We start from the raw sequence: 26,859 nt of genomic DNA on the forward strand, positions 1-26,859 counted from the left end.
CATCAGTAAGTGTTTGCCAGGGGGAGGGAATTCGCCAGAGCGGGCGCTAAAAAAACAAAACCCCCAGACTCTCATCCAGGGGTTCTCGGTGTACTTCGCGTTAATTACGCTTCGATAGCGGCGCGAAGTTTCTTCATGGCGTTCTTTTCAAGCTGACGGACACGTTCCGCAGAGACGCCGTAGCGGTCGGCCAGCTCCTGCAGCGTGGACTTGTTGTCTTCGTCCAGCCAGCGGGCGCGGATAATGTCCTGGCTACGTTCGTCGAGGCCTTCCATCGCATAGCTCAGCTTGTTCGCGGCCTGATCTTCCCAGTTGTCCTCTTCGATGCCGTCAGCAAAGTTAGAGGTTTTATCCTGCAGATACAGAACCGGTGCCATCGGCTGGCTGTCAGATGCGTCGTCGTCGGAAGACATGTCAAAAGTCATGTCCTGCGCGGCCATACGGGATTCCATCTCACGCACGTCTTTGCTGGAAACACCCAGCTCGCGCGCCACCATTTCCACTTCATCCTGATTGAACCAGCCCAGACGCTGCTTGGTTTTACGCAGGTTGAAGAACAGTTTGCGTTGCGCTTTTGTCGTGGCGACTTTCACGATACGCCAGTTGCGCAGCACGTATTCATGAATTTCTGCTTTGATCCAGTGGACGGCGAAGGAGACCAGTCGCACACCCACTTCCGGGTTAAAGCGACGCACAGCCTTCATCAGGCCGATGTTACCTTCCTGAATCAAGTCCGCCTGCGGCAGGCCATAGCCCGCATAATTACGAGCAATGTGAACAACAAAGCGCAGGTGAGACAGGATCAGCTTTTTCGCTGCTTCCAGATCGCCCTGGTAATGCAGCTTTTCAGCAAGCTCCTTTTCTTCCTCGGCCGTTAACATCGGCCAGGTGTTCGCAGCCCGGATATAAGATTCCAGGTTACCAACAGGGGCTAAAGCTAAAGTTTGCATTTCTTTGGTCATTCATTCCTCTCAGTGTTTCTTCTGGTCCAGGCTGTCCCCGTCAGGCAACAACCATGCCAAAGCGTTTGAGCAACGAGATTAGCATTCACTCTTTTATCAGACAGTGATTTTATCCACAAGTTCCAGGTGCAACGGTGAATAAATTACGCACAAAATGTGACATGGAGATGATAACAGGGGAAGAGACAACAGGGACGCTTTCCCTGCAGAGCGAACATCTCGGTGCAGGGAAAGATTATATCACGCTTTTATTAGTCGGGAGTAAAGTGACGTAAATGTTGAACGGTTGCCAGCCACGCTGCCACCCACCCAATCATCGAACACACCAGCAGCAGTAAGAGGCACTCATCGAACCCTAAGCCGCTGATATCAAACTTGGTTCCGAAAACCTGCGCCACTTCAGTCACGGCAGAGGAAAGCCGCATCACCAAAATTTCTGACAATATCAGTGAAAGAAATGCGCCGGAAAAACCGAGCAGTGCGCCACCGTAAAGGAACGGTCGGAGGATGAAGCCATCCGTCGCACCAATCAGTTTCTGCACGTTGATGGTATCGCGACGAGCGAAGATGCTCAGACGAACGCTGTTGCCGATGACGAGGAAGACCGCCGCCACCATCAGCACGCCAATCATCGCCGCGATGCGGCCTACCAGCCCGGTCAGAGCAGCGAGACGCGCAAACCAGCTGTCATCCATGCGCACTTCATCAATGCCTTTAATGCGCGTGATGCGATCGCGCAGGGTGTTAAGTGAATCGGTCCCCTGGAAATCCAGCTTCGGGATCACCACCGCCACGGCGGGCAGCGGATTCTCTTCAAGCATATCCAGCGCACCGCCAAAGCCTGACCAGTTGCGGAACTCGCCCAGCGCGTCTTCACGTGAGAGATAGTTGACCTTCTCCACGCCCTGCTCGGCCTGAATTTGCCCAACCACCTGCGCCGCCGCGTTATCGTCGAGCGCTTTATCCAGATAGACCGTGATCTGCGGAGACGGATAATACTGCGACGCCGCCTGGTTGACGTTCTTGTAAACCATGTAGCAGACGCTTGGCAGCGTCAGGGAGATGGCGATTACCATCACCGTCAGGAACGTCGCCAGCGGTTTGCTTTTCAGGTCCTGCAGCGCGCCGTGGAACGCGTAGCGCACCTGCTCGTTAAAGACGTTGGTTTTGCGGGAGGCCGGTTTTGGCGCGGCCTTCTGGCGCTTCGGCGCATTACGATTGCCGTCACCACCGCCCTGCGGCTTACGGAAACGGTCAAACCGGTTCCCGAACTGCCGAATCTGGTTTATTGCATCACGCTTGTTCACCGTGGCCTCCGTGCAAATGCCCGTCGCTCAGGGTCAGCATGCGGTACGAACGACGGGAAATCAGCCCGATGTCGTGCGTTGCCATCAATACGGTAACCCCTACGCGGTTAAACTCCTCAAACAGACGCAAAATCCCTTCTGACAGGGCATCGTCCAGGTTACCGGTCGGTTCATCCGCCAGCAGCACGGCAGGCTTGTTCACCACCGCGCGGGCGATACCCACGCGCTGCTGTTCACCGCCGGAAAGCTGGATCGGGAAGTTCTTCGCTTTGTCCAGTAGCCCGACCTTATCCAGCGCCGCAGAGACGCGGCGGCGGATATCGTCATAGCTGGCGCCGGCAATAATCAGCGGAATGGCCACGTTATCGAAAACGGTGCGATCCATCAGCAGGTGGTGATCCTGGAAAATCATGCCGATCTGACGACGCAGGAACGGCACCTCACGGTTTTTCAGACGGCTGATCTCATGGCCGCTGAAAAAGATTTTCCCGGCGCTTGGCCGCTCGATCCCACAGATAAGCTTGAGCAGGGTACTTTTCCCCGCGCCGGAATGGCCGGTCAGGAATGCCATCTCGCCCGGCTGCAGGTGAAAAGTCACCCCCTGCAGCGCTTGTCTCCCACCGAGATAGGCCTTGCTGACGTGTTCAAAGCGAATCATTGTTAGTCCTCTCGGGCAAATAATGCCTCAATAAAGTCGTCCGCCTTAAACGGACGTAAATCCTCAATACGCTCGCCCACACCGATGTAACGGATAGGAATGCCGAACTGGTCGGCCACGGAGAAGATCACCCCGCCTTTCGCGGTGCCGTCCAGTTTGGTCAGCGTGATCCCCGTCAGTCCTACCGCTTCATGGAACAGTTTTGCCTGGCTGATGGCGTTTTGTCCGGTGCTGGCATCAATGGTCAGCATAATTTCATGCGGTGCGTCTTCGTCCAGCTTCTTCATGACGCGAACGATCTTCTTCAGCTCTTCCATCAGGTGCGATTTATTCTGCAAACGCCCTGCGGTATCGGCAATCAGCACGTCCACGTTGCGCGCCTTCGCCGCCTGGATGGCGTCAAAGATCACGGATGCGGAATCCGCGCCGGTATGCTGAGCAATCACCGGGATGTTGTTGCGCTGGCCCCAGACCTGCAGCTGCTCAACCGCCGCCGCACGGAAGGTATCGCCCGCCGCCAGCATCACCGATTTGCCCTGCTGCTCGAACTGACGCGCCAGCTTGCCGATGGTGGTGGTTTTACCCACGCCGTTCACGCCAACCATCAGAATAACAAATGGCGTTTTGCCTTCAATATTAAGCGGTTCGTCAACTTTTGCGAGAATTTCACCCATCTCGTCTTTCAGCAGGCCGTACAGCGCTTCGGCGTCACGCAATTGCTTTCGGCTCGCCCCTTCGGTGAGATTAGTGATGATCTTACGGGTAGTTTCCACCCCAACGTCCGCAATCAGCAGCTGCTCTTCCAGCTCTTCAAACAGATCGTCGTCGATCTTCTTGCCGCGGAACAGACTGATAAATCCGGAACCTAAGTTTTCTTTGGTTTTAAGCAGGCTGCGCTTCAGGCGCGCGAAGAAACCCTCTTTGGTCGGTTTTTCCTGCTCCTGAACGGTCTCTTCTTCGGCCTGCTCTTCTACCGGCACAACGACGAGCGCTTCTTCAGCCGCTTCCGCCGCCAGCGCCTGGGCTTCCAGCTCTTCGTCGGTCAGCTCCGGCTCGAGCGCCGCTTCTTCTTCCACCGCCTCAACGATTTCAACGGTTTCCGCTTCGGCCTGCCACTCTTCGGCAGACACCGCTTCGTCTTTGACCTCTTCCGGCAGCGGAAGCTCTTCGTGTTCGATAGCAGCCTGTGGCGCTTCGATAGCGGCTTCTACGACAACCGGTTCTGGCTTCTCGCTCTCCTGAACCTGTTCAGTGACCTCAACCACCTCTTCAGCAAAGGTTTCAACCTCTTCTTTGCTGTGCGCCGTTTCTTCCGCATCGACAACCGCGGCGGTTTCTACTGGCGTTTCAGGCTGCGATGGCTCTTCAACGGCTTGTTGCTCTTCGGTTTTCTGTTCTGTTTCTTGCTCTTTTTCACCGAAGCCCAGCCAGGAAAAGAAGCCACGTTTTTTTTGTTTTGCCATCTGCGACTACACTCCTCGCGGCGCTATATACATGGAAGCTAAAAAAATGATGAAATAGTCTAACACTTTACTTAATTGACATCACCGCCCGCAATCGCAGGCCAATTGTTAACAGAGCTTTCCTGAGATGAAGAAACCCAACCGCGCCCCGGCCGGTCAAATTCGTATTATCGGCGGTCAGTGGCGAGGCCGGAAATTACCGGTGCCGGACAGCCCGGGTTTACGCCCCACTACCGACCGCGTGCGCGAGACGCTGTTTAACTGGCTGGCCCCGTCAATGGTAGACGCCCGCTGCCTGGACTGCTTCGCCGGTAGCGGCGCGCTCGGGCTGGAAGCGCTGTCGCGCTATGCTGCCAGCGCCACGCTGCTGGAGATGGAGCGCGGCGTGGCGCAGACGCTGCAGCAAAATCTGGCGACGCTGAAAGCGAGCAACGCGAAAGTGGTGAACACCAACACGCTGAGCTTCCTCGCGCAAAAGGGCACGCCGCACACCGTGGTGTTTGTCGACCCGCCGTTCCGCAAGGGGCTGCTGGAAGAGACGTTATCCCTGCTGGAGCAAAACGGCTGGCTGGCGGATGACGCATTGATTTACGTGGAAAGCGAAGTGGAAAACGGTTTGCCGCCGGTTCCCGCTCACTGGGATCTGCACCGTGAAAAAGTGGCAGGTCAGGTTGCTTATCGTCTGTATCACCGTCAGGCACAAGGAGGATCCGATGCCGGTACTGATTAATCTGGGACGTCTGCTGATGCTGGGCGTCTGGGCGTTTTTGCTGCTCAACCTGGTGCACCCGTTCCCGCGCCCGATGAATATTTTCGTTAACGTGGCGCTGATTTTCACCTCGTTCATGCACGCCCTGCAGATGGTGATGCTGAAAAACGGTCTGCCGAAAGACGGCCCGCAGATGACAGGCTGGCAGCAGCTGCGCGTGTTTATTTTCGGCGTGTTTGAGCTGCTGGTGTGGATGAAGAAGTTTAAGGCGCAGGTGAAGAAGTAAGGTGCGTTTAGTCGCCCGGTGGCGCTTCGCTTACCGGGCCTACGAAACCACGTAGGCCGGGCAAACGCAGTGCCGCCCGGCGTTACAACTCCGGAACAAACCCCTCAAACCGCGATCCTTTGTAACTCAGCGTTCCTTTTTCCCCCACCGTCAGCTGGTGGTACTGCTGCGCCTCCAGGCGGAAGGTCATCTCCAGGCCGCCCGTTTCCGGCTTAAAGCTCGCTTCATAACGCATTGTTGTGCCCGCAGGCGTCACCTGCTGCTGGCGCGAGCGGCGGTCATTGAGCGGCTTTTCGCGTTTGTTCGTCACCACCACGCGCTTTTGCATCAGCGGCGCGGCATCGTTATCCGCCTTCTCGCGGCGCTGCTGCACGAAGCGGAACGAGGCGGCAATGACGATAATCGCCACCACGATAATGAAAAACAGCGGCATCTTGCTCATTCAACTATCCCATCAGATTATGCGGAATTCAGGATACCCTGCCTTCCCCGGCATTGCCAAACGCCCGCCCGCGTCACTACACTGGATCAGAAACTGATTATTCAGACTTAACAGATACAGGGAGTTAATATGCTTTGGTCATTTATCGCTGTCTGTTTTTCCGCATGGCTTTATGTCGATGCGTCGTACCGTGGTCCCACCTGGCAGCGCTGGCTGTTTAAACCCGTCACGCTGTTGCTGCTCCTGCTGCTGGCCTGGCAAGCACCGATGTTTAATGCCGTCAGCTATCTGGTCCTCGCCGGGCTGTGCGCCTCTCTGATTGGCGATGCCTTAACCCTGCTGCCGCGCCAGCGCCTGCTGTATGCCGTAGGGGCGTTTTTCCTGTCGCATCTGCTGTATACCATCTTCTTCGCCAGCCAGATGACGCTCTCTTTCTTCTGGCCGCTGCCGCTGGTCCTGCTGGTGATTGGTGCCCTGCTGATCGCGGTGATCTGGTCGCGTCTGGAAGAGATGCGGTTGCCGATCTGCACGTTTATCGCCATGACGCTGGTGATGGTATGGCTGGCAGGTGAACTGTGGTTCTTCCGTCCGACCGCTCCGGCAATGTCCGCATTCTTCGGGGCCGCGCTGCTGCTGATTGGGAATATCGTGTGGCTGGGTAGCCACTATCGCCGCCGTTTCCGGGCGGATAACGCGATTGCCGCCGCCTGCTACTTTGCCGGGCACTTCCTGATTGTGCGTTCGCTGTATATCTAAATAACGCTTGACTCTGGAGTCGACTCCAGAGTGTATGCTGCGGTTAATGAGAAAATTATCATTGCCGGAGACTGCCATGTCGACTCCAGAAACACCCAAAAAAGTCCCTCAATTCTCGGCGCTTAAGCTCAGTCCCGTTCCGTCGAAAGATGGCTGCTGCTGCGAAGGCGCGTGCGAAACGCAAACTCAAACGCTTCCTGAAAGCGGCAACCGCTACAGCTGGGTCGTTAACGGCATGGACTGCGCCGCCTGCGCCCGCAAAGTGGAAAATGCGGTGAAACAGGTGCCGGGCGTCAGCCACGTTCAGGTGCTGTTCGCCACCGAAAAGCTGCTGGTTAGCGCCGATAGCGACGTCAGCAAACAGGTTGAAGACGCGGTAAGCAAGGCGGGTTACAGCCTGCGTAGTGAAGCCGCGCCCGCGGAAAAAACCTCTTCACTGAAAGAAAACCTGCCGCTCATTACCCTGATCCTCATGATGGCCCTGAGCTGGGGGCTGGAACAGATCAACCATCCGTTCGGCAACCTGGCGTTTATCGCCACCACGCTGGTCGGGCTGTTCCCGATTGCCCGTCAGGCGCTGCGTCTGATGAAAAGCGGCAGCTGGTTCGCCATTGAAACGCTGATGAGCGTGGCGGCCATCGGCGCGCTGTTTATTGGCGCGACGGCAGAAGCGGCGATGGTATTGCTGCTGTTCTTAATCGGTGAACGTCTTGAGGGCTGGGCGGCGAGCCGGGCGCGTAAAGGGGTCAGCGCGCTAATAGCGCTGAAGCCGGAAACCGCCACGCGCGTAGTAAACGGCACGCGTGAAACGGTCGCCATCACGACCCTGCGTCCGGGCGACGTGATTGAAGTCGCGGCAGGCGGACGCCTGCCTGCCGACGGCGCGCTGCTTACCGCCACCGCGAGCTTTGATGAAAGTGCCCTGACCGGTGAGTCCATTCCGGTTGAACGTGCCGCAGGTGAAAAAGTGCCTGCTGGCGCCACCAGCGTCGACCGTCTGGTGCAGCTCACCGTGCTTTCCGAGCCAGGTGACAGCGCCATCGACCGCATCCTGAAGCTGATTGAAGAGGCCGAAGAGCGCCGCGCGCCGGTCGAACGCTTTATCGACCGCTTCAGCCGCATCTACACGCCCGCCATTATGCTGGTTGCCCTGCTGGTCACCGTCGTCCCACCGCTGTTCTTTGGCGCGCCGTGGGAGGGCTGGATTTATAAAGGGCTGACGCTACTGCTGATCGGCTGCCCGTGCGCGCTGGTCATCTCCACCCCGGCGGCCATTACCTCCGGGCTGGCGGCTGCGGCACGTCGCGGGGCGCTGATTAAGGGCGGCGCGGCGCTGGAGCAGCTGAGCCAGGTCCAGCATATCGCCTTCGATAAAACCGGTACGCTGACCGTCGGCAAGCCGCAGGTCACCGGTGTGTATCCGCAGGAAATCAGTGAAGACGAACTGCTGACCCTGGCCGCCGCCGTTGAGCAGGGCTCCACTCACCCGCTGGCGCTGGCGATAGTGCGGGAAGCGCAGTCGCGCGGGCTGAACATCCCGCCGGCAACCGCTCAGCGGGTGCTGGTAGGCTCCGGGATTGAGGCCACCGTTGACGGTAAAAAAGTTCTGATTGTCGCGGCGGGCAAGTCTTCTCATCCAGAGGTAGAGGCGTTAGAACAGACCGGACAAACTGTCGTGACCGTTATGCAGGACGGCGTCGCAAAAGGGATGCTGGCGCTGCGCGACACCCTGCGCGATGACGCAAAAGAGGCCGTGGCGGCGCTGCATCAGCTGGGCGTGCAGGGCGTGATTCTCACCGGCGATAACCCTCGCGCGGCGGCAGCGATTGCCGGTGAGCTGGGGCTGGCGTTTAAGGCCGGATTACTGCCGGCGGATAAGGTCAGCGCGGTAACGGAGCTGAACGCGCACGCCCCGCTGGCGATGGTCGGAGACGGGATTAACGATGCCCCGGCGATGAAGGCGTCCACCATCGGCATTGCGATGGGCAGCGGCACCGACGTGGCGCTAGAGACGGCAGACGCGGCGCTGACCCACAACCGCCTGACCGGACTGGCGCAGATGATCGATCTTGCGCGGGCGACGCGTGCCAACATCCGCCAGAACATCGGCATCGCGCTGGGGCTGAAGGGGATTTTCCTGGTGACCACCCTGCTCGGCATGACCGGACTGTGGCTGGCGGTGCTGGCGGATACCGGCGCGACGGTGCTGGTGACGGCGAACGCGCTGCGGCTGCTGCGTCGCCGGTAAAAAAACGCCCGGTGGCGCTGACGCTTACCGGGCCTACATATCCTGCTAAAACGTAGGCCGGGTAAGGCGAAGCCGCCACCCGGCTTTTATTATAAGAAGTAGCTCATCGCCAGCCCTAAAAACAGCACCAGACCGACGTAGTTATTGTTCATAAACGCCTTGAAGCAGGCGTCGCGTTCGCGCTTCGCAATCAGCTTTTGCTGGTACGCAAACAGCAGCCCCGCCACCAGCACCGACCAGTAAAACGCCCAGTTCAGCCCGTTCAGGCGGCCAATCGCCACCATCAGCGCCAGCACGGCGACCTGCAGAATCCCGATAATCAGCTTGTCCTGACGGCCAAAGAGGATGGCGGTGGATTTGATGCCAATTTTCAGGTCATCGTCGCGGTCAACCATCGCGTATTGCGTGTCGTAAGCCACGGCCCAAAGTATGTTCGCCAGGAACATCAGCCAGCAGCTGAGCGGTAAGGACTCACTAACTGCCGCAAACGCCATTGGAATCGACCAGCCAAACGCTGCGCCCAGCACCACCTGAGGCAGGTGGGTATAGCGCTTCATAAACGGATAAACCCAGGCCAGTGCCAGCGCCGCAACGGAAAGCAGTATGGTCATGGTGTTCAGGGTTAACACCAGCAGGAAAGAGAGCAGCACCAGAACAGCAAACAGCACGCGAGCTTCTTTCCCGGTCACCTGTCCGCTGGGTAACGGACGACCGGCAGTCCGTTTAACATGGCCGTCGAATTTACGATCGGCATAATCATTGACCACGCAGCCCGCTGCGCGCATCAGCCAGACGCCAGCAACAAACACGCCGAGGATCCACAGCGGCGGCACGCCCGGCGTGGCGACCCACAGCGCCCATAAGGTCGGCCACAGCAGCAGTAACGCGCCAATCGGTTTATCGGTACGCATTAAGCGGTGATACGCCAACAGCTTATTCTGCGTCAGGCTCCACTCCATTTTTTCTTCCTCTTAGTACAACGGTGATGCCGGTAAAAAAAGCTCCGTCAGAATTAACGGTTTACCGCTCAGGCGAAGGCGGGAACGACGCCCCCACAGTTCGGCATCACGACCAATTTCAATAAAATCCCGGGTAAGTTCTGACGAGGTGAAGAGGTAACGCCCCAGCGGCGTTTTCCCCAGACGCTGCAGCGCCAGCTCGGGCCCGGAAAGGGTGGACTCGGGCACCACCGTCCGTCCGGCAAGCCACGGCTCGCCGTCAGCGCAGAGTAAAATTTCACGCAGCCAGTAACGTGGCTCGTGCGGCAGCAGCGGCAGCTCGTTGGCGATCTCATCGCCGGAGACAAACCCTTCCTGAATCAGGGTCACCGTGACCGTTTTTCCCTGCTGCTCAAAACGTTTTGTCATGGAATCTTCCAGCAACAGCCAGTCCAGCTGCTGCGGATCAAGCGCAGGTATTTGGTCGAAATAGCGCAGCGCACGCAGTTGCGTTAGCGCAGGGTGTGACATGCCAGACTCTCCGATACATAACGTACAGGCATTGTATCGCAGAAACGCGGATTGAGGGGGGCCAAACGTTATTTAACGATCACGATCGCAACAAGAGTGCAACAGCCCGGCGGAGACGAAAAAAAGTGCGCCCACTCAGGCGCACCAAACGACTAACAAATCAGCATTGTGGGGAAACGGTTACCCCTTGCCTTTTACACTGCTGATAAAGGTGGAACGGGCAGTGGTTGAACCTAAACGTTCGGCTTCATCAAGCAGCTTCAGCGCTTTATCGACATCGCCGCGCTTCACCGCCTGCTTGATGGCATTGTTGAAGTATTCTTCGGTGTCGTTCAGTACCGGCTCCGCTTTCTTCGCCGGGGCCGGCGCTGCGGTCGCTACCGGTGCGGCTGCCGTGGCAGCGGGTGCGGTATAGGCAGGCGCAGCGGTGTTGCCCACGGTGACAGGGCCGGTACCGGAGGAGCCAAACAGCGGGCCGACCAGGACGCTGGACGCACTGCTGGTCGACACTTTCAGCTTCACAAGGCCGTCAGTGGTGTGGCGGGCGATCGGATCCGGGATATCCGGTGCGGCGTTACCTACGCCTTTGGCATAGGCCTTCGCAGGATCAAGCAGCGTGGTGGTTTGCTGCAAATCTTTTTCCGTGGTGAAGACGAGTACATAAATTTTCTGCTGACCCAGCGCAGGCGTCAGGCGCATTACCCCTTCCAGGCGATCGGCGCTCATGACACCCGGTTCCTGATAGGTAAAATATTCGCTCGGGAAGAACGCAGAAGGCGTCATGTTCTGGTCAAGAATCAGCACGTTCGGCGCAAAGACGCTGGTCTGTTTATTGACTTCACTGGAGAGCGTTAACGTCAGTTCGCCAATGTTAGCGGGCACGCTGTACGCGACCACCGGACCACTAATACCCGGAACATTAAGCGGTTGCCCACCCGTCGAGAGCTGGGTCGTTTGGGCTTTAGATTGATCGACAGGCGTCCAGACCAGCTGTTGCAACGCAGCTGCCGGAATGGCCGGCGCGGATGTTGTGTTTTGCGGAACGAAATTCACATTAGCGAGCGTTACAGCAGGCGCGCTCGCCAGCAACCCTGCGGATAAACAAAGGGCAAGGAGAGTTTTGTTCATTTTCATTGTTATCACCTCAAAATGCACAGGTCAGCGGTAGCCAGGCAATAGCGCGCCGTCCCAAGGATTGAGGGGCTTGCGCCCCTCAGTTTGGTCATTACGTCAGATTAAGACGGGATTACCACCAGATTTCCATCTGGGCGCCGAAGGACCACTCATCGTTGTCACCACGGCTGTAGGTTGTGGCTTTGGTATCGCTTTTTGCAATGCCGTTGTCATAACCCCATTTCTCATCCCACTTCGCGTAAGTTGCGAAGACACGGATCGCTGGACGGGACCAGATGCTGTTACCGGCCTGCCATTGCTGTGCAAGGGTAATTTTGTACTGGTTGTTGGTATCGTCAGTTTTCTGCGACTTAACGTTGTCGTAGCCAACTTCAAGCAAGGTACTCATGATTGGCGTCCATTTATACATTGGGCGCACACCCACGGTGTACCAGGTCGTACCGTTGTTGTCGTCACGATCGATATCCTGATACATACCGACGTACATCAGATCCCAGCTGTCACCCAGAGAGATCGCACCGTGGTCGAGAATACGAACCAGGGAACCGTTGTTGTTAATCTTGTTATTTACAACACCAATTTCAGCGTCTTTGTCATAGTTGTTGCCGGTGAAGGAACCCTGCGGAATACCTTTGCCCTGAGTGGTCATTGCATCGGTAGCGTACTGGACAACAAACTTGTTGTAGCCTTTCAGCATGCTCTGGGTATGTTCAGCGGTGAACATCCAGCCATCTTTAGATGCGCCGTCAGCGAAGCTGTAACCGTCAGTTTTGTTAGCTCGGCCATAGTCAACACCCAGCTCCAGCGTACCGCCCGGGTTGATTTCCATCTGCGCCAAGCGCACATCGAAGACGTCGTTAGCGGTGTCTTTGAAGTCATGATAGATATCGTTGCTGGTGAAGATGTATGAGCCACCCGCTTCCTGAGAACGGGTCGCGGCCAGAGACAGTTTACCGAAGCCCAGATCGACGTTTTCGATACCGGCACCAGGACCTGAAATATCCCAGTAATAGAAGTCGATCATGTGAACGTCATGACGCTGATAGAAGCGCTTACCGGCCCAGATGGTGGAACCTGGCAGCCACTCAATCAGGTTTTTACCCTGCACGTTGGCTTCACGGAACGCAGGATCAGTGGCTTCCCAGTCGTTCTGTTGCGCCACGGAGTACGCTACGTTGGTGTCGAAGTAGAAGCTCTTGTCGCCTTCTTTCCACACTTCCTGGCCCAGCTTCAGTTCCGCATAGGTTTCACATTCGTTACCCAGACGGTATTTACTTTGGGCACCGGTTGCCTGGAAGCACTGCTGTTCGCCGCCACTACCCGTCCAGCCGATACCGGAACGAGCATAACCATGGAAATCCACGGCCAGTGCCTGAGCAGACATTACGCCCGCTGCGACGGCAACTGCCAGAGGAAGTTTGCGCAGAGTAATCATCATTCTATCTCCTGAGATCATTGCTTTTCTTTGAACACTTCACCTGTCGGTTTCGTGTCTTCTTTTGGGATTGCTTAAACGCCTGGCTCTTTGTGCAACCGACGACATGCGGTGCCATCCTCACGGAACAGATGGCAGCGCTCTGGCGGCAAGCCGATAGCGAATGTGGCACCCTCTTCTACCAACACCACGTCATTCTGGCGGTAGACCAGGTTCTGACGGATGGCGGGGATCTGGATATGAATCTGTGTTTCGTGACCAAGCTGTTCGACGACCTGAACCTCACCTTCCAGCGTCACATCGGCAATGTGGCTCGGCAGTAAATGCTCAGGACGAATACCGAGGGACATATTTGCCCCCACCTGTACGTTGGCGCTGTCGACCGGCAGCCAGACCTGCTGGCGGTTTGGCAGCTCCACCTGTACCTGTTCAATGGCTGTCGCGGTCACTTTGACGGGCAGGAAGTTCATCTTTGGCGAGCCAATGAAGCCCGCAACAAAGCGGTCTGCCGGGTAGTGATACAGCTCCAGCGGTTTGCCCACCTGCGCCACGCGGCCGGCATCCAGCACCACGATTTTGTCGGCGAGGGTCATCGCTTCGACCTGATCGTGGGTGACGTAAATCATCGTGCGGCCAAGACGCTTGTGCAGACGGGAGATTTCGATACGCATCTGGACGCGCAGGGCGGCATCCAGGTTGGAAAGCGGTTCGTCGAGCAGGAAGACGCGCGGCTCGGCGACCAGGGTACGGCCAATCGCCACACGCTGACGCTGACCGCCGGAAAGCGCTTTCGGTTTACGCTCCAGCAGGTGCGCCAGCTGTAATACTTCCGCCACCTGCGTCACGCGCTGGTTAATCACCTCTTTCTTCGCGCCGGCCAGCTTCAAACCAAAGGACATGTTCTCGGCGACGGAAAGATGGGGATAGAGTGCATAAGACTGGAACACCATGCCTACGCCACGTTCGGCAGGCGGGATGTCATTCATTCGGGTATCACCGATCAGCAAGTCGCCGCTGGTGATGGTTTCAAGACCGGCAATCATACGCAGCAGGGTTGATTTACCGCAGCCTGATGGGCCGACAAATACCACGAATTCACCTTCGTGGATGTCCAGATTGATGTCTTTCGACACCACAACGTCACCCCAGGCTTTCGTTACATTACGCAGCTGTACGCTCGCCATGCCCTTCTCCCTTCGTTACAACCTGTCACCGACAGAAACATTCAAGATAAGGTGACTATGGGGGATCCATTACTTTCACGAATCCTCCACCCCCCGGCTTTTTTATGGGGGAGGAGGCGGGAGGATGAGAGAGCAGGCTCTGCGACCGGCGTGGGCGGGCTGAGGCAAAATTCGTGAAGCCGCCTGCAAAATTCAGTGCGTTTTTATGTGCGCCAGCACTCATAACTTAAATTTATGCAACGGAGATCACACAAACGGGGGGTGGGGCGTAGGGGTTGGGAGGATGGAAAGAGGATGTCAAATAAGGAGACTGAGTCACGTTGAACCACTGAAGTCATACCACGAGACATCACCAAAAAGGATGGCAGATATGAATATCAAGACTGGCGCACGCGTTTTCGCATTGTCCGCCCTTGCAGCAATGATGATTTCCGCACCGGCGCTCGCCAAAATTGAAGAAGGCAAGCTGGTTATCTGGATTAACGGCGACAAGGGCTATAACGGCCTGGCCGAAGTGGGCAAAAAATTCGAGAAAGACACCGGCATCAAAGTGACCGTAGAGCACCCGGACAAACTGGAAGAGAAATTCCCGCAGGTTGCGGCAACCGGCGACGGCCCGGACATCATCTTCTGGGCGCATGACCGTTTTGGCGGTTACGCACAGTCTGGCCTGCTGGCTGAAGTCACCCCGGACAAAGCTTTCCAGGACAAACTGTTCCCGTTCACCTGGGACGCCGTTCGCTATAACGGCAAGCTGATCGCTTACCCTGTCGCGGTTGAAGCCCTGTCTCTGATTTACAATAAAGACCTGGTCCCTAACCCACCGAAAACCTGGGAAGAGATCCCGAAACTGGATAAAGAGCTGAAGGCGAAAGGTAAATCCGCCCTGATGTTCAACCTGCAAGAGCCGTACTTCACCTGGCCGCTGATTGCTGCCGACGGCGGTTACGCGTTCAAGTTTGAAAACGGCAAATACGACGTGAAAGACGTGGGCGTCGACAGCGCGGGCGCGAAAGCGGGCCTGACCTTCCTGGTCGACCTGATCAAGAACAAACACATGAACGCGGATACCGATTACTCCATCGCGGAAGCGGCGTTCAACAAAGGCGAAACCGCGATGACCATCAACGGTCCGTGGGCCTGGACCAACATCGACAAGAGCAAAGTCAACTACGGCGTGACGCTGCTGCCAACCTTCAAAGGCAAGCCGTCTAAACCGTTCGTTGGCGTGCTGAGCGCAGGCATCAACGCCGCCAGCCCGAACAAAGAGCTGGCGAAAGAGTTCCTGGAAAACTACCTGCTGACCGATCAGGGTCTGGATGAAGTGAACAAGGACAAACCGCTGGGTGCCGTTGCGCTGAAATCCTTCCAGGATCAGCTGGCGAAAGACCCACGTATCGCGGCCACCATGGATAACGCCCAGAAAGGCGAAATCATGCCGAACATCCCACAGATGGCCGCATTCTGGTACGCCACCCGTACCGCGGTTATCAACGCTGCAAGCGGTCGTCAGACTGTCGATGCCGCGCTGAAAGATGCTCAGGGTCGTATTACTAAGTAAGTCTGAAAAACGGCGGGTAGCGCGTGCGCTTACCCGCCCTACGACTACGGCACGATCCGTAGGTCAGGTAAGCGCAGCGCCACCTGACGATAAGATTCCACCGTTGTAGAGGAAGAACCCCATGGATGTCATTAAAAAGAAACGCTGGTGGCAAAGCGACGCGCTGAAATGGTCAGCGATCGGTCTGCTGTGTCTGCTGGTGGGTTACCTTGTTGTTTTAATGTACGTACAAGGGGAATATCTGTTCGCCATCATGACGCTGATTTTGAGCTCTGCTGGCCTGTATATTTTCGCCAACCGTAAAGCCTATGCCTGGCGCTATGTCTACCCGGGCGTGGCCGGGATGGGGCTGTTTGTCCTGTTCCCGTTGATTTGTACCGTCGCCATTGCGTTTACCAACTACAGCAGCACCAACCAGCTTGCGCAGGAACGCGCGCAGCAGGTCCTGCTGGACCGCTCATACCAGGCAGGCAAGACCTTTAACTTCGGCCTGTATCCCGCAGGCAACGAATGGAAGTTAGCGCTTACTGACGAAGCAAGCGGTAAATACTATGTCTCTGACGCCTTCAAATTTGGCGGCGAGCAGAAGCTGGCCTTAAAAGAGGCCGAGGCTCTGCCGGAAGGTGAACGTGCCAACCTGCGCGTCATCACCCAAAACCGTCAGGCGCTGACCCAGCTCACCGCCGTGCTGCCAGACGACAGCAAAGTGATCATGAGCTCGCTGCGCCAGTTCTCCGGCACCCAACCGCTCTATACCCTGGCGGATGACGGCACGCTGACCAACAACCAGAGCGGCGTGAAGTACCGTCCGAATAACGACATTGGTTTCTATCAGTCCATTACTGCCGACGGCAAATGGGGTGATGACAAACTCAGCCCGGGCTATACCGTCACCATCGGCTGGGACAACTTTACCCGCGTATTTACCGACGAAGGCATTCAGAAACCGTTCTTCGCCATCTTCGTCTGGACGGTGGTCTTCTCCGTACTGACCGTGATCCTCACCGTGGCCGTGGGCATGGTGCTGGCCTGTCTTGTCCAGTGGGAATCCCTGAAGGGCAAAGCGATCTACCGCGTGCTGCTGATTCTGCCGTATGCCGTGCCGTCGTTTATCTCGATTCTGATTTTCAAAGGGCTGTTTAACCAGAGCTTCGGTGAAATCAACATGATGCTGAGCGCGCTGTTCGGCATCAAACCGGCCTGGTTCAGCGACCCAACCACCGCCCGCTCGATGATCATCATCGTGAATACCTGGCTGGGCTATCCGTACATGATGATCCTGTGCATGGGGCTGCTGAAGGCCATCCCGGATGACCTGTACGAAGCTTCGGCGATGGACGGCGCGGGCCCGTTCCAGAACTTCTTTAAGATTACGCTGCCGCTGCTCATCAAGCCGCTCACCCCGCTGATGATTGCCAGCTTCGCCTTTAACTTTAACAACTTCGTGCTGATTCAGCTGTTGACCAACGGCGGCCCGGACCGTCTTGGCACCACCACGCCGGCAGGCTATACCGACCTGCTCGTGAGCTACACCTACCGTATCGCCTTCGAAGGCGGCGGCGGTCAGGACTTCGGTCTGGCGGCAGCGATTGCCACCCTGATCTTCCTGCTGGTGGGCGCCCTGGCGATTGTGAACCTGAAAGCCACACGTATGAAATTTGACTAAGGAGGGCACTGAACATGGCTATGGTACAACCCAAATCTCAGAAACTGCGCCTCCTGGCGACGCACCTGGGCCTGCTGATTTTTATCGCGGCGATCATGTTCCCGCTGCTGATGGTTATCGCCATCTCCCTGCGTTCGGGTAACTTCGCCACCGGGAGCCTGATCCCGGACGAAATCTCCTGGGAGCACTGGAAGCTCGCGCTGGGCTTCAGCGTGGAACACGCGGATGGCCGCGTCACGCCGCCGCCGTTCCCGGTGCTGCTGTGGCTGTGGAACTCGGTGAAAATCGCAGGTATTACCGCCATTGGTATCGTGGCGCTGTCCACCACCTGCGCTTACGCCTTTGCCCGCATGCGTTTCCCGGGCAAAGCGACGCTGCTGAAAGGGATGCTGATTTTCCAGATGTTCCCGGCGGTGCTGTCGCTGGTGGCGTTATATGCCCTGTTTGACCGCCTGGGCCAGTACATTCCGTTTATCGGTCTGAACACCCACGGTGGCGTGATCTTCGCCTACCTTGGCGGTATCGCACTGCATGTGTGGACCATTAAAGGCTATTTCGAAACCATCGACGGTTCGCTGGAAGAAGCGGCTGCGCTGGATGGCGCGACCCCATGGCAGGCGTTCCGCCTGGTGCTGTTGCCGCTGTCGGTGCCGATTCTGGCGGTAGTGTTTATCCTGTCGTTTATCGCTGCGATCACCGAAGTACCGGTTGCCTCACTGTTACTGCGTGATGTGAACAGCTACACCCTGGCCGTAGGGATGCAGCAATACCTCAACCCGCAAAACTACCTGTGGGGCGACTTTGCCGCGGCGGCCGTACTCTCTGCCATCCCGATTACCGTGGTGTTCCTGCTGGCGCAGCGCTGGCTGGTGAACGGCCTGACGGCGGGCGGTGTGAAAGGTTAAGTTTCATTTTGTTATGCCACTGCAACCCTCAACTTTAGACGTATTGTATTGACCCAACTTGTGACTGTTGTTAGGCGGCCTCCGGGCCGCCATTTTTTTATTCGCGTTTCAGCCGCTTCGAGTTACACAGCCAGAGGGTGATCACCAGCAGCAGGATCGCCGCCGAGTAGATCAGCACATCGAGCGGGGATTTATGATCGACGATGATCAGCCGCACAATCGCGGTGATCCCAATGTAGACAAAATAACGCAGCGGGAAGTGAAAGCCGGACTGAAAATACTTCACAATCAGGGCGATAAATTCAAAGTAGAGAAAGTAGACCACCAGGCCTTCCACCAGCGCATATTTGCTGGTTTGTTCAGGGGCGAACAGCACATCCGCCAGATGCACCGTCTCCTTACCCAAAAAGACGACCAGGATCAGGCCAAGGCTCAGCAGACCGAGGTTCAGCACGGTCTGGAGGACAGTTGAGATAAACTCAACGCGCGGGCGAGTCAGGGATGTCATACAGCACCTCATTCTCCAGGGCGAGGTTTCTGTATAACGCAAAAATGTGACGGGGATCTATATTTTTTAATTATGTTTTATGTAGGAAGAAAACCGATGGAGCGTAAACAAACCGGGGTTCGTAACGTGACCTGTGGCGACAATGTGATCGTATATGAACCTGCTAATCTTTACGACTGTGTGCTGGGCAACGGCGTATTCGTCGGCCCGTTTGTTGAAATCCAGGGCAATACGCGCATCGATGACGACTGCAAAATCCAGTCGCACACCTTCATCTGCGAGTATGTCACTATTGGTAAGCGTTGCTTTGTTGGCCATGGCGTGATGTTTGCCAACGATATGTTTCGGGAGGGGAAACCGAACGCCGACCGAGAGAGCTGGGGCCATATTACCGTGGGGAATGATGTTTCGATAGGCAGTGGAGCGACCATTCTGGCGGTATCCATCTGCGACGGTGCGGTGATTGGTGCAGGGAGCGTGGTAACAAAATCGATCGTTGAGAAAGGTGTCTATGCCGGGAACCCGGCGAGGCTGCTGCGCCGCTTGTGATTCGCCCGGTGGCGCTGCGCTTACCGGGCCTACAAAACCCGTAGGCCGGGCAAACGCAGTGCCGCCCGGCGTGAAGCATCAGCGGAAGTTAATGTTCTTATCGCTGGTCATGTCGTACAGCTGGAACTTACGTCCAAGCTGTTGACCGCCGTCACGCGTCAGCGGCGTCCAGCCGATGGCCGCGCGGCTACGGGTTGGACCGGATGAGAACAGATCCAGCGGAATCGACACGTAAACTCCTTTGGTGAAGTCCCCTTCCCCATATTCGTCCGGCGAGACGTTGGTAATGGTGGCGTAGCCGCCCACCACGACGCCGCTGTCGAAGTGTTTGGATATATCCAGCGTGCCGCCCTTATCGCCCGCCAGATACTGGCCGACGCTGGCTTTCACCAGCACGTCAGGCGCGAACGACGGCGTCCAGTACGCGGTCAGGTGACCGGTTTTGACGCTGTAGTCGGTGAACTTCATCATGTCCTGCGCGCTGCGCCAGTCACGCTGTTTAACGTAGTTGGCATCAATCCCGAACGCCCAGTTGCTGTCAACAGGACGATAAAGCACTTCTGCCCCCGCGCCGCCGTACATGGTTTCCAGATACCCGCCGTACACCTGCCCGTAGAAGCCGTTACCGAAGTACTGGAAGTAATTGGCCTGCAGGTTATTCACATAGGCATCGTTCTGTACGTACTCACGCACGCGGGTACGCACGCGCGGCAGCGTCGAGTCTTTTGGCGGGTTAGTGTAGTTGAACTTGTCGTAGTTGTTGGCGATGTTGCCGAACAGGCTGCCGGTGGTCAGCAGGTGGTCGGTCAGCCACAGATCCGCCGTCGCCATGACGCCCAGCTGATACATGTAGAAGTTTTCCGGCCCGCCGACGGACTGGTTTAGCACCGGATCGATATGGAAATCGAAGCGCGACTTGTCGATATACCAGCCCTGCTCGGTGGTCTCCGGCACGATCGGCTCAACGCGTTTTTGCACCAGCTCGGTTTCATGTCCGAGCGGTTCGCCTTCCAGATGGCGCTTCAGGCTGGCAACGTCCGTTTCCGTCGTCACCTGCGGCAGGTTGAGACGGTTCTCCGTCACGCGGATCGTACGGATCCCGTCCGGGAGATCGTTCATGACGATCCGGTTGGCGCGCTCGATCCCTTCCCGCGAGTCGCGGTATTTCACCTGCTCGCCGGTGACGTACAGCGTATCGCCTTTCACCTGAATTTTTGGATCCGCCAGGCCGGCATTGTATTTCAGCAGCGTCAGCTGGTTTGCCACCACGGAGTGCTGCAGAATCGCATCCTGCGGCTCCGGCTGGTATGCAGGCCGCGCGTTGTCGTTGTAGTGCGGCCGCATGTCGTTGAAGTTGGTGCGCAGCGTAAAGCCAAACATCACCGTATTGCCGCGCTCGTAGCTGAGGTTAACGTCGGCCCAATCGGTGACGCGATAAATGGCGCCGACGTTAAACTTGCTCTTCTGCTCAATCTTCCCGGCGAAGTCCTGCGAGTAGTCATTCCCCTCGTACTCCAGCTTCAGGCGCAGTGGCTGCCAGGGCGTCTGATACTCCACGCCGCCAAACAGCGAGGCCGGGCCGTGGAACATCTGGTCGCCGTTGATGGAGCCCGCTTTCTGATAGCTGTTATCGCGGTAGCAGTATTTATCGCTGTAGGAGCAAAACGGGTTTTTCACGTTGCCGCTGGTGCCGAGATAGCCCCATCCGAGACCGAGCGAGAAGTCGAACGGCCCCCAGGCCTTGCTGGCCACGATGTATTCCGCATCAAACAGGCCGGTACCACCAATATCTTTGGCGCCCACGGAGACCTGCGGCATCCAGTAGCTCTCTTCCCACAGGCGCAGCTTGACGTCGAAGGCTTTATCTTTATAGGTCTGATCGCCTGAGAACGCCTCGACGCTGCTGTATTGTTTCGTCCGGACGTCGGTATAGCGCAGCGTGGTTTCAAGCCACGGGAACAACTGCACCGACGCCGAGTAGTAACGATACTGATCGTTATCACGGTAGTTAAGGCTAATTTCCCCTTCGCGCGCCATACGCGCGGTGGGCGTTTGCAGTAAACCGACGCCGCCGAAGTCTGACTGAGACGGGCCAATGGGTGCCGGATACGTTTCTGCATGGCAGGCGGCACTCACGCAGAGCGCCAGCATGCTGTAGAGATAGGTTCTTTTCATTATTCCGGTATCCGCTGAATCAGGGAGTGAAGGATATCGGCGTTAAGCCCGTCATACGCCTTCGTCCAGAAATGGTCGGCAAAACCGACAAAAATAATGCTGCCCGGCATGGGTTCGATATGTCGTTTATTCCAGTAAGCAACGGGGGCTTTTTGCGTGTGGCCGTCAGGGTAAACCACCCAGGCGTAGCTGTTATCCGCGCCGCTCAGCAGACTCTGCTCGTCGAGGTAGCTCGCCACGTCGCGGCCGGGGGTAAAGGGCTTGTTACCCGGGCTGCCGATCAGCCCCATCACGGTCACCGTCGTCGGCTTCGCCGGAAGCCAGAGCGTATAGTCCCCTTCCAGGGTCGGGTTGCCGTTTTCCGTGACGCGCACCTCATCCGGGTCAAGATTGACGTTCTGTCGGCCCGTCCCCTTCAGCGCCTGCAGCTGCTGACGGACGCTGTTAATGGCCGCCGCGTCGTCGCCGTCTTCCTGTTCCGCGAGTCCCGTTAGCCTGGCAAGAAGCGCCTTGTGCTGCTGTTCCGCTTCCACGGTCTTCTGCCGTTCAGCGATGACCGCGCCTGGCCACCAGCTGTTGGCAAGCCTTGGCTGTCCGACGAGATCGAGCAGATGTTCGGCGTGGGTTAAGGTTTTAGGTTTTTCACTGTCCGGCGTGTAGACCTTTACCGTTCCCGCGGACCATGCCAGCGGCGCGGCAAAACTGGCGATAAGCGCAGCGTGGATGAGCGTTTTCATGATTTCGCCGCCTTGATCAGGGTGGTTTTGACCGGGAAGAATCCGGCACCGAGATACTGTAAGGACTGGCGGATCTGCCCTTCCTCGTCGATCCAGAAGCGGTTATGCCAGGTGGCCTGGTCGGTGGGGACCTCTTCATCCAGCACGCGAACCTGCGTTTCGTCGCTGCCGACCTTCACGCTGTCGGTGCCGTCCCAGCGGAAGGTCGAGCGTGCCGTGACATAACGCACCTGCTTGTGTTCGGTCCAGCCCATCGTGCGCGTCCAGCCCGCACCGTCGGCGATCTGGTTCGGCTTGATCAGCGGATCGTCAGCGAGATTATTCACCTCCAGCAGGTTATCGCCGCCCAACAGGGTTTTCACGATACGACCATGCTGCGTCACGATGGTGGCCTGATCCTGCGTCACCCATTTCTGCTGCCCGTTTTCATCGAAAGCGAGCACCACAAACAGTTGCGGGCCATCGTTAAGCTGCATGTACTGACTGGCATAAGGCATGTTCTGAAGCTCGTCATCGGTCAAATGCACGCCCGGTGTGCCGAACAGGCTTTCCCACAGTGAGTTTCCCAGCCCTTTAGTGGTGGCCGAGCATGCCTGCAGCAGCAGGCAAATCAGAATGATTGCTGGTCGCTTCACGACTCTTCTCCGAAGGGGCGAAATAACCACACCGAAGTGTGGTTATGATTAAAACACCCGCTATTACTGGGTGCTGGTTGTCGTGGTGGTCGTGGTTCCGGTGTTGGAGCCATCACCGCCACCGGTTGCCGCCAGCGCGACACCCACGGCTGAACTTACGGTGCTGGCGCTGGCTGCGGTAGAACTTCCCGCAGACGCAGACGTCGCAGCCGAACCTGCCGCTTCCCCGACCTGAACCGGAGCTGCATAGACAGATGTCGCCGCAAGCGCAGATATGGCAAAAATGCCATACAGTACTTTCTTCATAACAATTTCCCTTCAATGAATGAATGGAGATTTGCCCGAAAAGAATTTCAGGCGGAATCGAGTATACACAACTCATGCCGTGGGTTTGCCGTAAGGGGAAATAGAGGGTGGGTTTTCAGACTAATGGATAAAATCGAAATGAAAGACAAAGAGAAAAAATATTAAATAACTATAAAACAATAACTTATAATATTGATATATTAAGTTCCTTCTGCGTATTTTCTTAAAATAAACCGCAGCAATTAACGGGTTAAACGTCTTTTTCAGATTAAACTCAGAACCAGAATTTGCGTTAACTAACAGACATCAGGAATTATCTGATAAAAAAATGCCGGCATTAAGCCGGCACGTTTTCATGGCGTTTTAATTACGCACGCCATGCTTTATAACGATTGATCAACCCATTGGTCGAGCTGTCATGGCTGGTAATCGCGTTATCGTCACCCAGCTCTGGCAGAATACGGTTTGCCAGCTGTTTACCCAGCTCAACGCCCCACTGGTCAAAGGTGAAGATGTTCAGGATCGCGCCCTGCGTGAAGATTTTGTGCTCGTACAGGGCAATCAGCGCGCCAAGGCTGAACGGCGTGATTTCGCGCAGCAGGATGGAGTTGGTTGGACGGTTGCCTTCGAACACTTTGAACGGCACCACGTGCTCCAGCGTTGCCGGATCTTTACCCTGGTCGCGGTATTCCTGCTCAACCACCTCGCGGGATTTACCGAACGCCAGCGCTTCGGTCTGGGCGAAGAAGTTGGACAGCAGCTTCGGATGGTGGTCGGACAGCGGATTATGGGTGATAGCCGGGGCGATGAAATCGCACGGTACCATTTTGGTGCCCTGGTGAATCAGCTGATAGAACGCGTGCTGACCGTTAGTGCCCGGCTCGCCCCAGATGATTGGGCCAGTCTGGTAATCCACCGCGTTGCCGTTACGGTCCACGTATTTACCGTTGGATTCCATGTTGCCCTGCTGGAAGTAAGCCGCAAAGCGGTGCATGTACTGGTCATACGGCAGGATCGCTTCGGTTTCAGCGCCAAAGAAGTTGTTGTACCAGATACCGATCAGTGCCAGCAGCACCGGCAGGTTTTTCTCTGGTGCGGTGGTGGAGAAGTGTTTGTCCATCGCGTGCGCGCCGGAGAGCAGCTCAACGAAGTTGTCGAAGCCCACGGACAGGATGATAGACAGACCGATTGCAGACCACAGAGAGTAGCGGCCACCGACCCAGTCCCAGAACTCGAACATGTTCGCGGTGTCGATACCGAACTCGCTGACGGCTTTACCGTTGGTGGACAGCGCAGCGAAGTGTTTCGCCACGTGCTTGTTGTCGCCCGCGGTTTTCAGGAACCAGTCGCGCGCGCTGTGGGCGTTGGTCATGGTTTCCTGAGTGGTAAAGGTTTTAGACGCAACCAGGAACAGGGTGGTTTCCGGGTTCACGTTCTTCAGCACTTCGGCGATGTGGGTACCATCGACGTTAGACACAAAGTGCATATTCAGGTGGTTTTTGTACGGGCGCAGCGCTTCGGTCACCATGAACGGACCGAGGTCAGAACCGCCGATACCGATGTTAACCACGTCGGTGATCGCTTTGCCGGTGTAGCCTTTCCAGCTTCCGGAGATGATCGCTTCGGAGAAGGTTTTCATCTTTTCCAGCACCGCGTTCACTTCCGGCATGACGTCTTTGCCGTCAACGATGATTGGGGTATTGCTACGGTTACGCAGGGCTACGTGCAGCACGGCACGGTCTTCGGTGCGGTTGATCTTCTCACCGGAGAACATGGATTTGATGGCGTCCGCCAGCTCGGTTTCTTTCGCCAGATCCTGCAGTTTTGCCAGCGTCTCTTCGGTAATGCGGTTTTTAGAGAAATCCACCAGCATCAGGTCGTCGAAGGTCGCGGAGAACTTGCTGAAACGATCGGCATCTTTCGCGAACAGGTCCGCGATGGTGACGTCTTTCATTTCATCAAAATGTTTCTGGAGTGCCTGCCAGGCAGCGGTCTGCGTTGGGTTGATGTTTTTCATTAGCAATACTCTTCTGATTTGAGAATTGTGACTGCGGTCGATTGTAGCGCCTGCAAATAAAAATTGTGATGGTTTTTATGCCATTGCCCTGGCCTGCATCAAACACAGGTGAAAAGACCCGAAAAGTATAGCTGCTGAAGCGCCCTCCTGGAGCGGAGAAATGTCGGTCAAAATGCCCTAAAACGAAGCATAAAATCTGGCCCTGTTATAAGTCCTGTTTCTCAGGGGTACCCCCCCATAAAAAATCCGCATAATCCCAACATTGACAGGACCTCCCCCACATTTTATTTATAGGGCCGTATTTTGCGCCTGCACCTGTTTTCGTTTCATTCTTGTGCCATGGTCGCTTATTCATTCCCTGACACGAGGTTGTTATGACGAGTTTTGTGGTCGCCAAGTTTGGCGGCACCAGTGTGGCCGATTACGATGCCATGAACCGCAGCGCCGATGTGGTGCTGGCCGATCCGAATACCCGCCTGGTGGTGCTGTCTGCATCCGCCGGCGTGACGAACCTGCTGGTTTCTCTGTCTGAAGGACTGGAAGCGACAGAACGTTTCGTGAAGCTGGATGCACTGCGCAAAATTCAGTTCGACATCCTTGAGCGTCTGCAGAACCCGAACGTTATCCGCGAGGAAGTGGAACGCCTGCTGGAAAACATCACCACGCTGGCAGAAGCGGCCTCTCTGGCCACCTCCACCGCCCTGACCGATGAGCTGGTCAGCCACGGTGAGCTGATGTCCACCCTGCTGTTTGTTGAAATCATGCGCGAGCGTAACGTTCAGGCGCAGTGGTTTGACGTACGCAAAATCATGCGTACCAGCGACCGCTTTGGCCGCGCCGAGCCGGACGTTGAAGCGCTGGCCGAGCTGACCAATCAGCAGCTGGCCCCGCGCCTGGCAGACGGCATCGTGATCACTCAGGGCTTTATCGGCAGTGAAGCGAAAGGCCGCACGACCACGCTTGGCCGTGGCGGCAGCGACTATACCGCCGCGCTGCTGGGCGAGGCCCTGCATGCTACGCGCGTCGATATCTGGACTGACGTTCCGGGCATTTACACCACCGACCCGCGCGTTGTTTCCGCGGCGAAACGTATTGATGTGATCGCGTTTGAAGAAGCGGCGGAAATGGCCACCTTCGGCGCGAAAGTGCTGCATCCGGCCACGCTGCTGCCTGCCGTACGCAGCGATATCCCGGTCTTCGTCGGCTCGAGTAAAGATCCAAAAGCGGGCGGCACGCTGGTCTGCAAGAAAACGGAAAACCCGCCGCTGTTCCGCGCCCTGGCCCTGCGCCGTCGCCAGACGCTGGTGACGCTCCACAGCCACAATATGCTGCACTCCCGCGGTTTCCTGGCGGAAGTGTTTGGCATTCTGGCACGCCACAATATCTCCGTGGATCTGATCACCACCTCTGAAGTGAGCATTGCGCTGACGCTGGACACCACCGGCTCCACATCAACCGGCGATACCCTGCTGACGCAGTCGCTGCTGATTGAGCTGTCCGAGCTGTGCCGCGTGGAAGTCGAAGAAGACCTGGCGCTGGTTGCCATCATTGGCAACAAGCTGTCGCGCGCCTGCGGCGTGGGCAAAGAGGTGTTTGGCGTGCTCGACCCGTTCAACATCCGCATGATTTGCTACGGTGCGTCCAGCTATAACCTCTGCTTCCTGGTGCCAGCCGATCAGGCTGAGCAGGTGGTGCAGAAACTTCATCAGAATTTGTTTGAATAAGCGCAAGAATGGCCCGGGCGTTT

Annotated in this window: 25 protein-coding genes; 9 read left to right on the forward strand and 16 right to left on the reverse strand. The window is 56.7% G+C overall.

What is annotated here, in order from left to right:
• Nucleotides 1-104 precede the first annotated feature (104 nt).
• The 4 genes from rpoH to ftsY all read right to left on the reverse strand — a co-directional run bounded on the left by rpoH (nucleotide 105) and on the right by ftsY (nucleotide 4,390).
• On the reverse strand, nucleotides 105-962 hold the full coding sequence (gene rpoH, locus HMPREF3143_RS05285; protein WP_008500093.1) for an RNA polymerase sigma factor RpoH: 858 nt from the start codon (nucleotides 960-962) through the stop codon (nucleotides 105-107).
• A 251-nt stretch (nucleotides 963-1,213) separates the two neighbouring features.
• The gene (gene ftsX, locus HMPREF3143_RS05295) at nucleotides 1,214-2,269 is read right to left on the reverse strand and encodes a permease-like cell division protein FtsX (RefSeq protein ID WP_025912214.1); all 1,056 of its coding nucleotides are present in this window, start codon (nucleotides 2,267-2,269) and stop codon (nucleotides 1,214-1,216) included.
• Nucleotides 2,256-2,927 carry a cell division ATP-binding protein FtsE gene (ftsE, locus tag HMPREF3143_RS05300; protein WP_008500091.1) on the reverse strand — a complete coding sequence of 224 codons (672 nt, stop codon included), beginning with the start codon at nucleotides 2,925-2,927 and terminating at the stop codon, nucleotides 2,256-2,258. Before ftsE ends, ftsX begins: the two co-directional genes overlap by 14 nt.
• Before the next feature lie 2 nt (nucleotides 2,928-2,929).
• Nucleotides 2,930-4,390, reverse strand: coding sequence for a signal recognition particle-docking protein FtsY (ftsY, locus tag HMPREF3143_RS05305; protein ID WP_070532026.1), 1,461 nt, complete (start codon nucleotides 4,388-4,390; stop codon nucleotides 2,930-2,932).
• A 127-nt stretch (nucleotides 4,391-4,517) separates the two neighbouring features.
• Here ftsY and rsmD point away from each other — a divergent pair, with 127 nt between their 5' ends.
• Together rsmD and HMPREF3143_RS05315 are read left to right on the forward strand one after the other, a co-directional pair.
• Nucleotides 4,518-5,120 (forward strand): 16S rRNA (guanine(966)-N(2))-methyltransferase, encoded by a 603-nt coding sequence (gene rsmD / locus HMPREF3143_RS05310; RefSeq protein ID WP_008500089.1) that lies wholly within the window; start codon nucleotides 4,518-4,520, stop codon nucleotides 5,118-5,120.
• Nucleotides 5,104-5,385: a DUF1145 family protein gene (locus tag HMPREF3143_RS05315; RefSeq protein WP_008500088.1), complete on the forward strand. Its 282-nt coding sequence runs from the start codon at nucleotides 5,104-5,106 to the stop codon at nucleotides 5,383-5,385. The genes rsmD and HMPREF3143_RS05315 overlap by 17 nt, the downstream gene beginning before the upstream one ends.
• 82 nt (nucleotides 5,386-5,467) lie before the next feature.
• Here the strand turns inward: HMPREF3143_RS05315 and HMPREF3143_RS05320 are convergent, their stop codons facing one another.
• Nucleotides 5,468-5,827, reverse strand: a complete 360-nt coding sequence (locus HMPREF3143_RS05320; protein ID WP_008500087.1) for a DUF2500 domain-containing protein — start codon at nucleotides 5,825-5,827, stop codon at nucleotides 5,468-5,470.
• Nucleotides 5,828-5,956: 129 nt separating this feature from the next.
• Here HMPREF3143_RS05320 and HMPREF3143_RS05325 point away from each other — a divergent pair, with 129 nt between their 5' ends.
• Nucleotides 5,957-6,583: a lysoplasmalogenase gene (locus HMPREF3143_RS05325; protein WP_065102827.1), complete on the forward strand. Its 627-nt coding sequence runs from the start codon at nucleotides 5,957-5,959 to the stop codon at nucleotides 6,581-6,583.
• A gap of 76 nt (nucleotides 6,584-6,659) precedes the next feature.
• The gene (zntA, locus tag HMPREF3143_RS05330; protein ID WP_070532028.1) at nucleotides 6,660-8,831 is read left to right on the forward strand and encodes a Zn(II)/Cd(II)/Pb(II) translocating P-type ATPase ZntA; all 2,172 of its coding nucleotides are present in this window, start codon (nucleotides 6,660-6,662) and stop codon (nucleotides 8,829-8,831) included.
• Between the two features lie 89 nt (nucleotides 8,832-8,920).
• Here the strand turns inward: zntA and ubiA are convergent, their stop codons facing one another.
• The 5 genes from ubiA to malK all read right to left on the reverse strand — a co-directional run bounded on the left by ubiA (nucleotide 8,921) and on the right by malK (nucleotide 14,053).
• Nucleotides 8,921-9,790 (reverse strand): 4-hydroxybenzoate octaprenyltransferase, encoded by an 870-nt coding sequence (gene ubiA, locus HMPREF3143_RS05335; RefSeq protein ID WP_023293539.1) that lies wholly within the window; start codon nucleotides 9,788-9,790, stop codon nucleotides 8,921-8,923.
• A gap of 12 nt (nucleotides 9,791-9,802) precedes the next feature.
• Nucleotides 9,803-10,300 carry a chorismate lyase gene (gene ubiC / locus HMPREF3143_RS05340; RefSeq protein WP_021242729.1) on the reverse strand — a complete coding sequence of 166 codons (498 nt, stop codon included), beginning with the start codon at nucleotides 10,298-10,300 and terminating at the stop codon, nucleotides 9,803-9,805.
• A gap of 180 nt (nucleotides 10,301-10,480) precedes the next feature.
• Nucleotides 10,481-11,434, reverse strand: a complete 954-nt coding sequence (gene malM / locus HMPREF3143_RS05345) for a maltose operon protein MalM (RefSeq protein WP_008500082.1) — start codon at nucleotides 11,432-11,434, stop codon at nucleotides 10,481-10,483.
• A 112-nt stretch (nucleotides 11,435-11,546) separates the two neighbouring features.
• Complete coding sequence (locus HMPREF3143_RS05350; protein ID WP_008500081.1) at nucleotides 11,547-12,872, reverse strand: maltoporin; 1,326 nt, start codon at nucleotides 12,870-12,872, stop codon at nucleotides 11,547-11,549.
• Between the two features lie 71 nt (nucleotides 12,873-12,943).
• Nucleotides 12,944-14,053 carry a maltose/maltodextrin ABC transporter ATP-binding protein MalK gene (gene malK / locus HMPREF3143_RS05355; RefSeq protein ID WP_008500080.1) on the reverse strand — a complete coding sequence of 370 codons (1,110 nt, stop codon included), beginning with the start codon at nucleotides 14,051-14,053 and terminating at the stop codon, nucleotides 12,944-12,946.
• A gap of 370 nt (nucleotides 14,054-14,423) precedes the next feature.
• Between malK and malE the strand changes: the two genes are divergently transcribed.
• The 3 genes from malE to malG all read left to right on the forward strand — a co-directional run bounded on the left by malE (nucleotide 14,424) and on the right by malG (nucleotide 18,185).
• Nucleotides 14,424-15,614, forward strand: coding sequence for a maltose/maltodextrin ABC transporter substrate-binding protein MalE (gene malE, locus HMPREF3143_RS05360; protein WP_008500079.1), 1,191 nt, complete (start codon nucleotides 14,424-14,426; stop codon nucleotides 15,612-15,614).
• Between the two features lie 121 nt (nucleotides 15,615-15,735).
• Nucleotides 15,736-17,280: a maltose ABC transporter permease MalF gene (malF, locus tag HMPREF3143_RS05365; RefSeq protein ID WP_045407231.1), complete on the forward strand. Its 1,545-nt coding sequence runs from the start codon at nucleotides 15,736-15,738 to the stop codon at nucleotides 17,278-17,280.
• A 14-nt stretch (nucleotides 17,281-17,294) separates the two neighbouring features.
• Complete coding sequence (gene malG / locus HMPREF3143_RS05370; protein ID WP_008500077.1) at nucleotides 17,295-18,185, forward strand: maltose ABC transporter permease MalG; 891 nt, start codon at nucleotides 17,295-17,297, stop codon at nucleotides 18,183-18,185.
• A gap of 97 nt (nucleotides 18,186-18,282) precedes the next feature.
• Here malG and psiE read toward each other — a convergent pair whose 3' ends face one another.
• Nucleotides 18,283-18,693, reverse strand: coding sequence for a phosphate-starvation-inducible protein PsiE (gene psiE / locus HMPREF3143_RS05375; protein WP_021242727.1), 411 nt, complete (start codon nucleotides 18,691-18,693; stop codon nucleotides 18,283-18,285).
• Nucleotides 18,694-18,789: 96 nt separating this feature from the next.
• On the opposite strand from psiE, the gene HMPREF3143_RS05380 reads away from it, so the two are divergent.
• Nucleotides 18,790-19,242, forward strand: coding sequence for an acyltransferase (locus tag HMPREF3143_RS05380; protein ID WP_070532031.1), 453 nt, complete (start codon nucleotides 18,790-18,792; stop codon nucleotides 19,240-19,242).
• Between the two features lie 78 nt (nucleotides 19,243-19,320).
• Here the strand turns inward: HMPREF3143_RS05380 and HMPREF3143_RS05385 are convergent, their stop codons facing one another.
• From HMPREF3143_RS05385 to pgi, 5 genes are all read right to left on the reverse strand, one after another.
• A complete protein-coding gene (locus HMPREF3143_RS05385) occupies nucleotides 19,321-21,417 on the reverse strand; it encodes a YjbH domain-containing protein (RefSeq protein ID WP_008503426.1) in 2,097 nt (698 codons plus the stop codon).
• Nucleotides 21,417-22,154, reverse strand: a complete 738-nt coding sequence (locus HMPREF3143_RS05390) for a capsule biosynthesis GfcC family protein (RefSeq protein ID WP_084832150.1) — start codon at nucleotides 22,152-22,154, stop codon at nucleotides 21,417-21,419. Before HMPREF3143_RS05390 ends, HMPREF3143_RS05385 begins: the two co-directional genes overlap by 1 nt.
• The gene (locus tag HMPREF3143_RS05395) at nucleotides 22,151-22,789 is read right to left on the reverse strand and encodes a YjbF family lipoprotein (protein WP_070532037.1); all 639 of its coding nucleotides are present in this window, start codon (nucleotides 22,787-22,789) and stop codon (nucleotides 22,151-22,153) included. Before HMPREF3143_RS05395 ends, HMPREF3143_RS05390 begins: the two co-directional genes overlap by 4 nt.
• 63 nt (nucleotides 22,790-22,852) lie before the next feature.
• Nucleotides 22,853-23,095 (reverse strand): exopolysaccharide production protein YjbE, encoded by a 243-nt coding sequence (gene yjbE / locus HMPREF3143_RS05400; protein WP_008503423.1) that lies wholly within the window; start codon nucleotides 23,093-23,095, stop codon nucleotides 22,853-22,855.
• A gap of 367 nt (nucleotides 23,096-23,462) precedes the next feature.
• Nucleotides 23,463-25,112 carry a glucose-6-phosphate isomerase gene (pgi, locus tag HMPREF3143_RS05405; protein WP_008503422.1) on the reverse strand — a complete coding sequence of 550 codons (1,650 nt, stop codon included), beginning with the start codon at nucleotides 25,110-25,112 and terminating at the stop codon, nucleotides 23,463-23,465.
• A gap of 374 nt (nucleotides 25,113-25,486) precedes the next feature.
• On the opposite strand from pgi, the gene lysC reads away from it, so the two are divergent.
• On the forward strand, nucleotides 25,487-26,836 hold the full coding sequence (gene lysC, locus HMPREF3143_RS05410; RefSeq protein ID WP_008503421.1) for a lysine-sensitive aspartokinase 3: 1,350 nt from the start codon (nucleotides 25,487-25,489) through the stop codon (nucleotides 26,834-26,836).
• The last annotated feature ends 23 nt before the right edge of the window (nucleotides 26,837-26,859 follow it).

This window comes from Enterobacter sp. HMSC16D10 (genome assembly GCF_001807145.1).
Taxonomy (GTDB): domain Bacteria; phylum Pseudomonadota; class Gammaproteobacteria; order Enterobacterales; family Enterobacteriaceae; genus Enterobacter; species Enterobacter roggenkampii.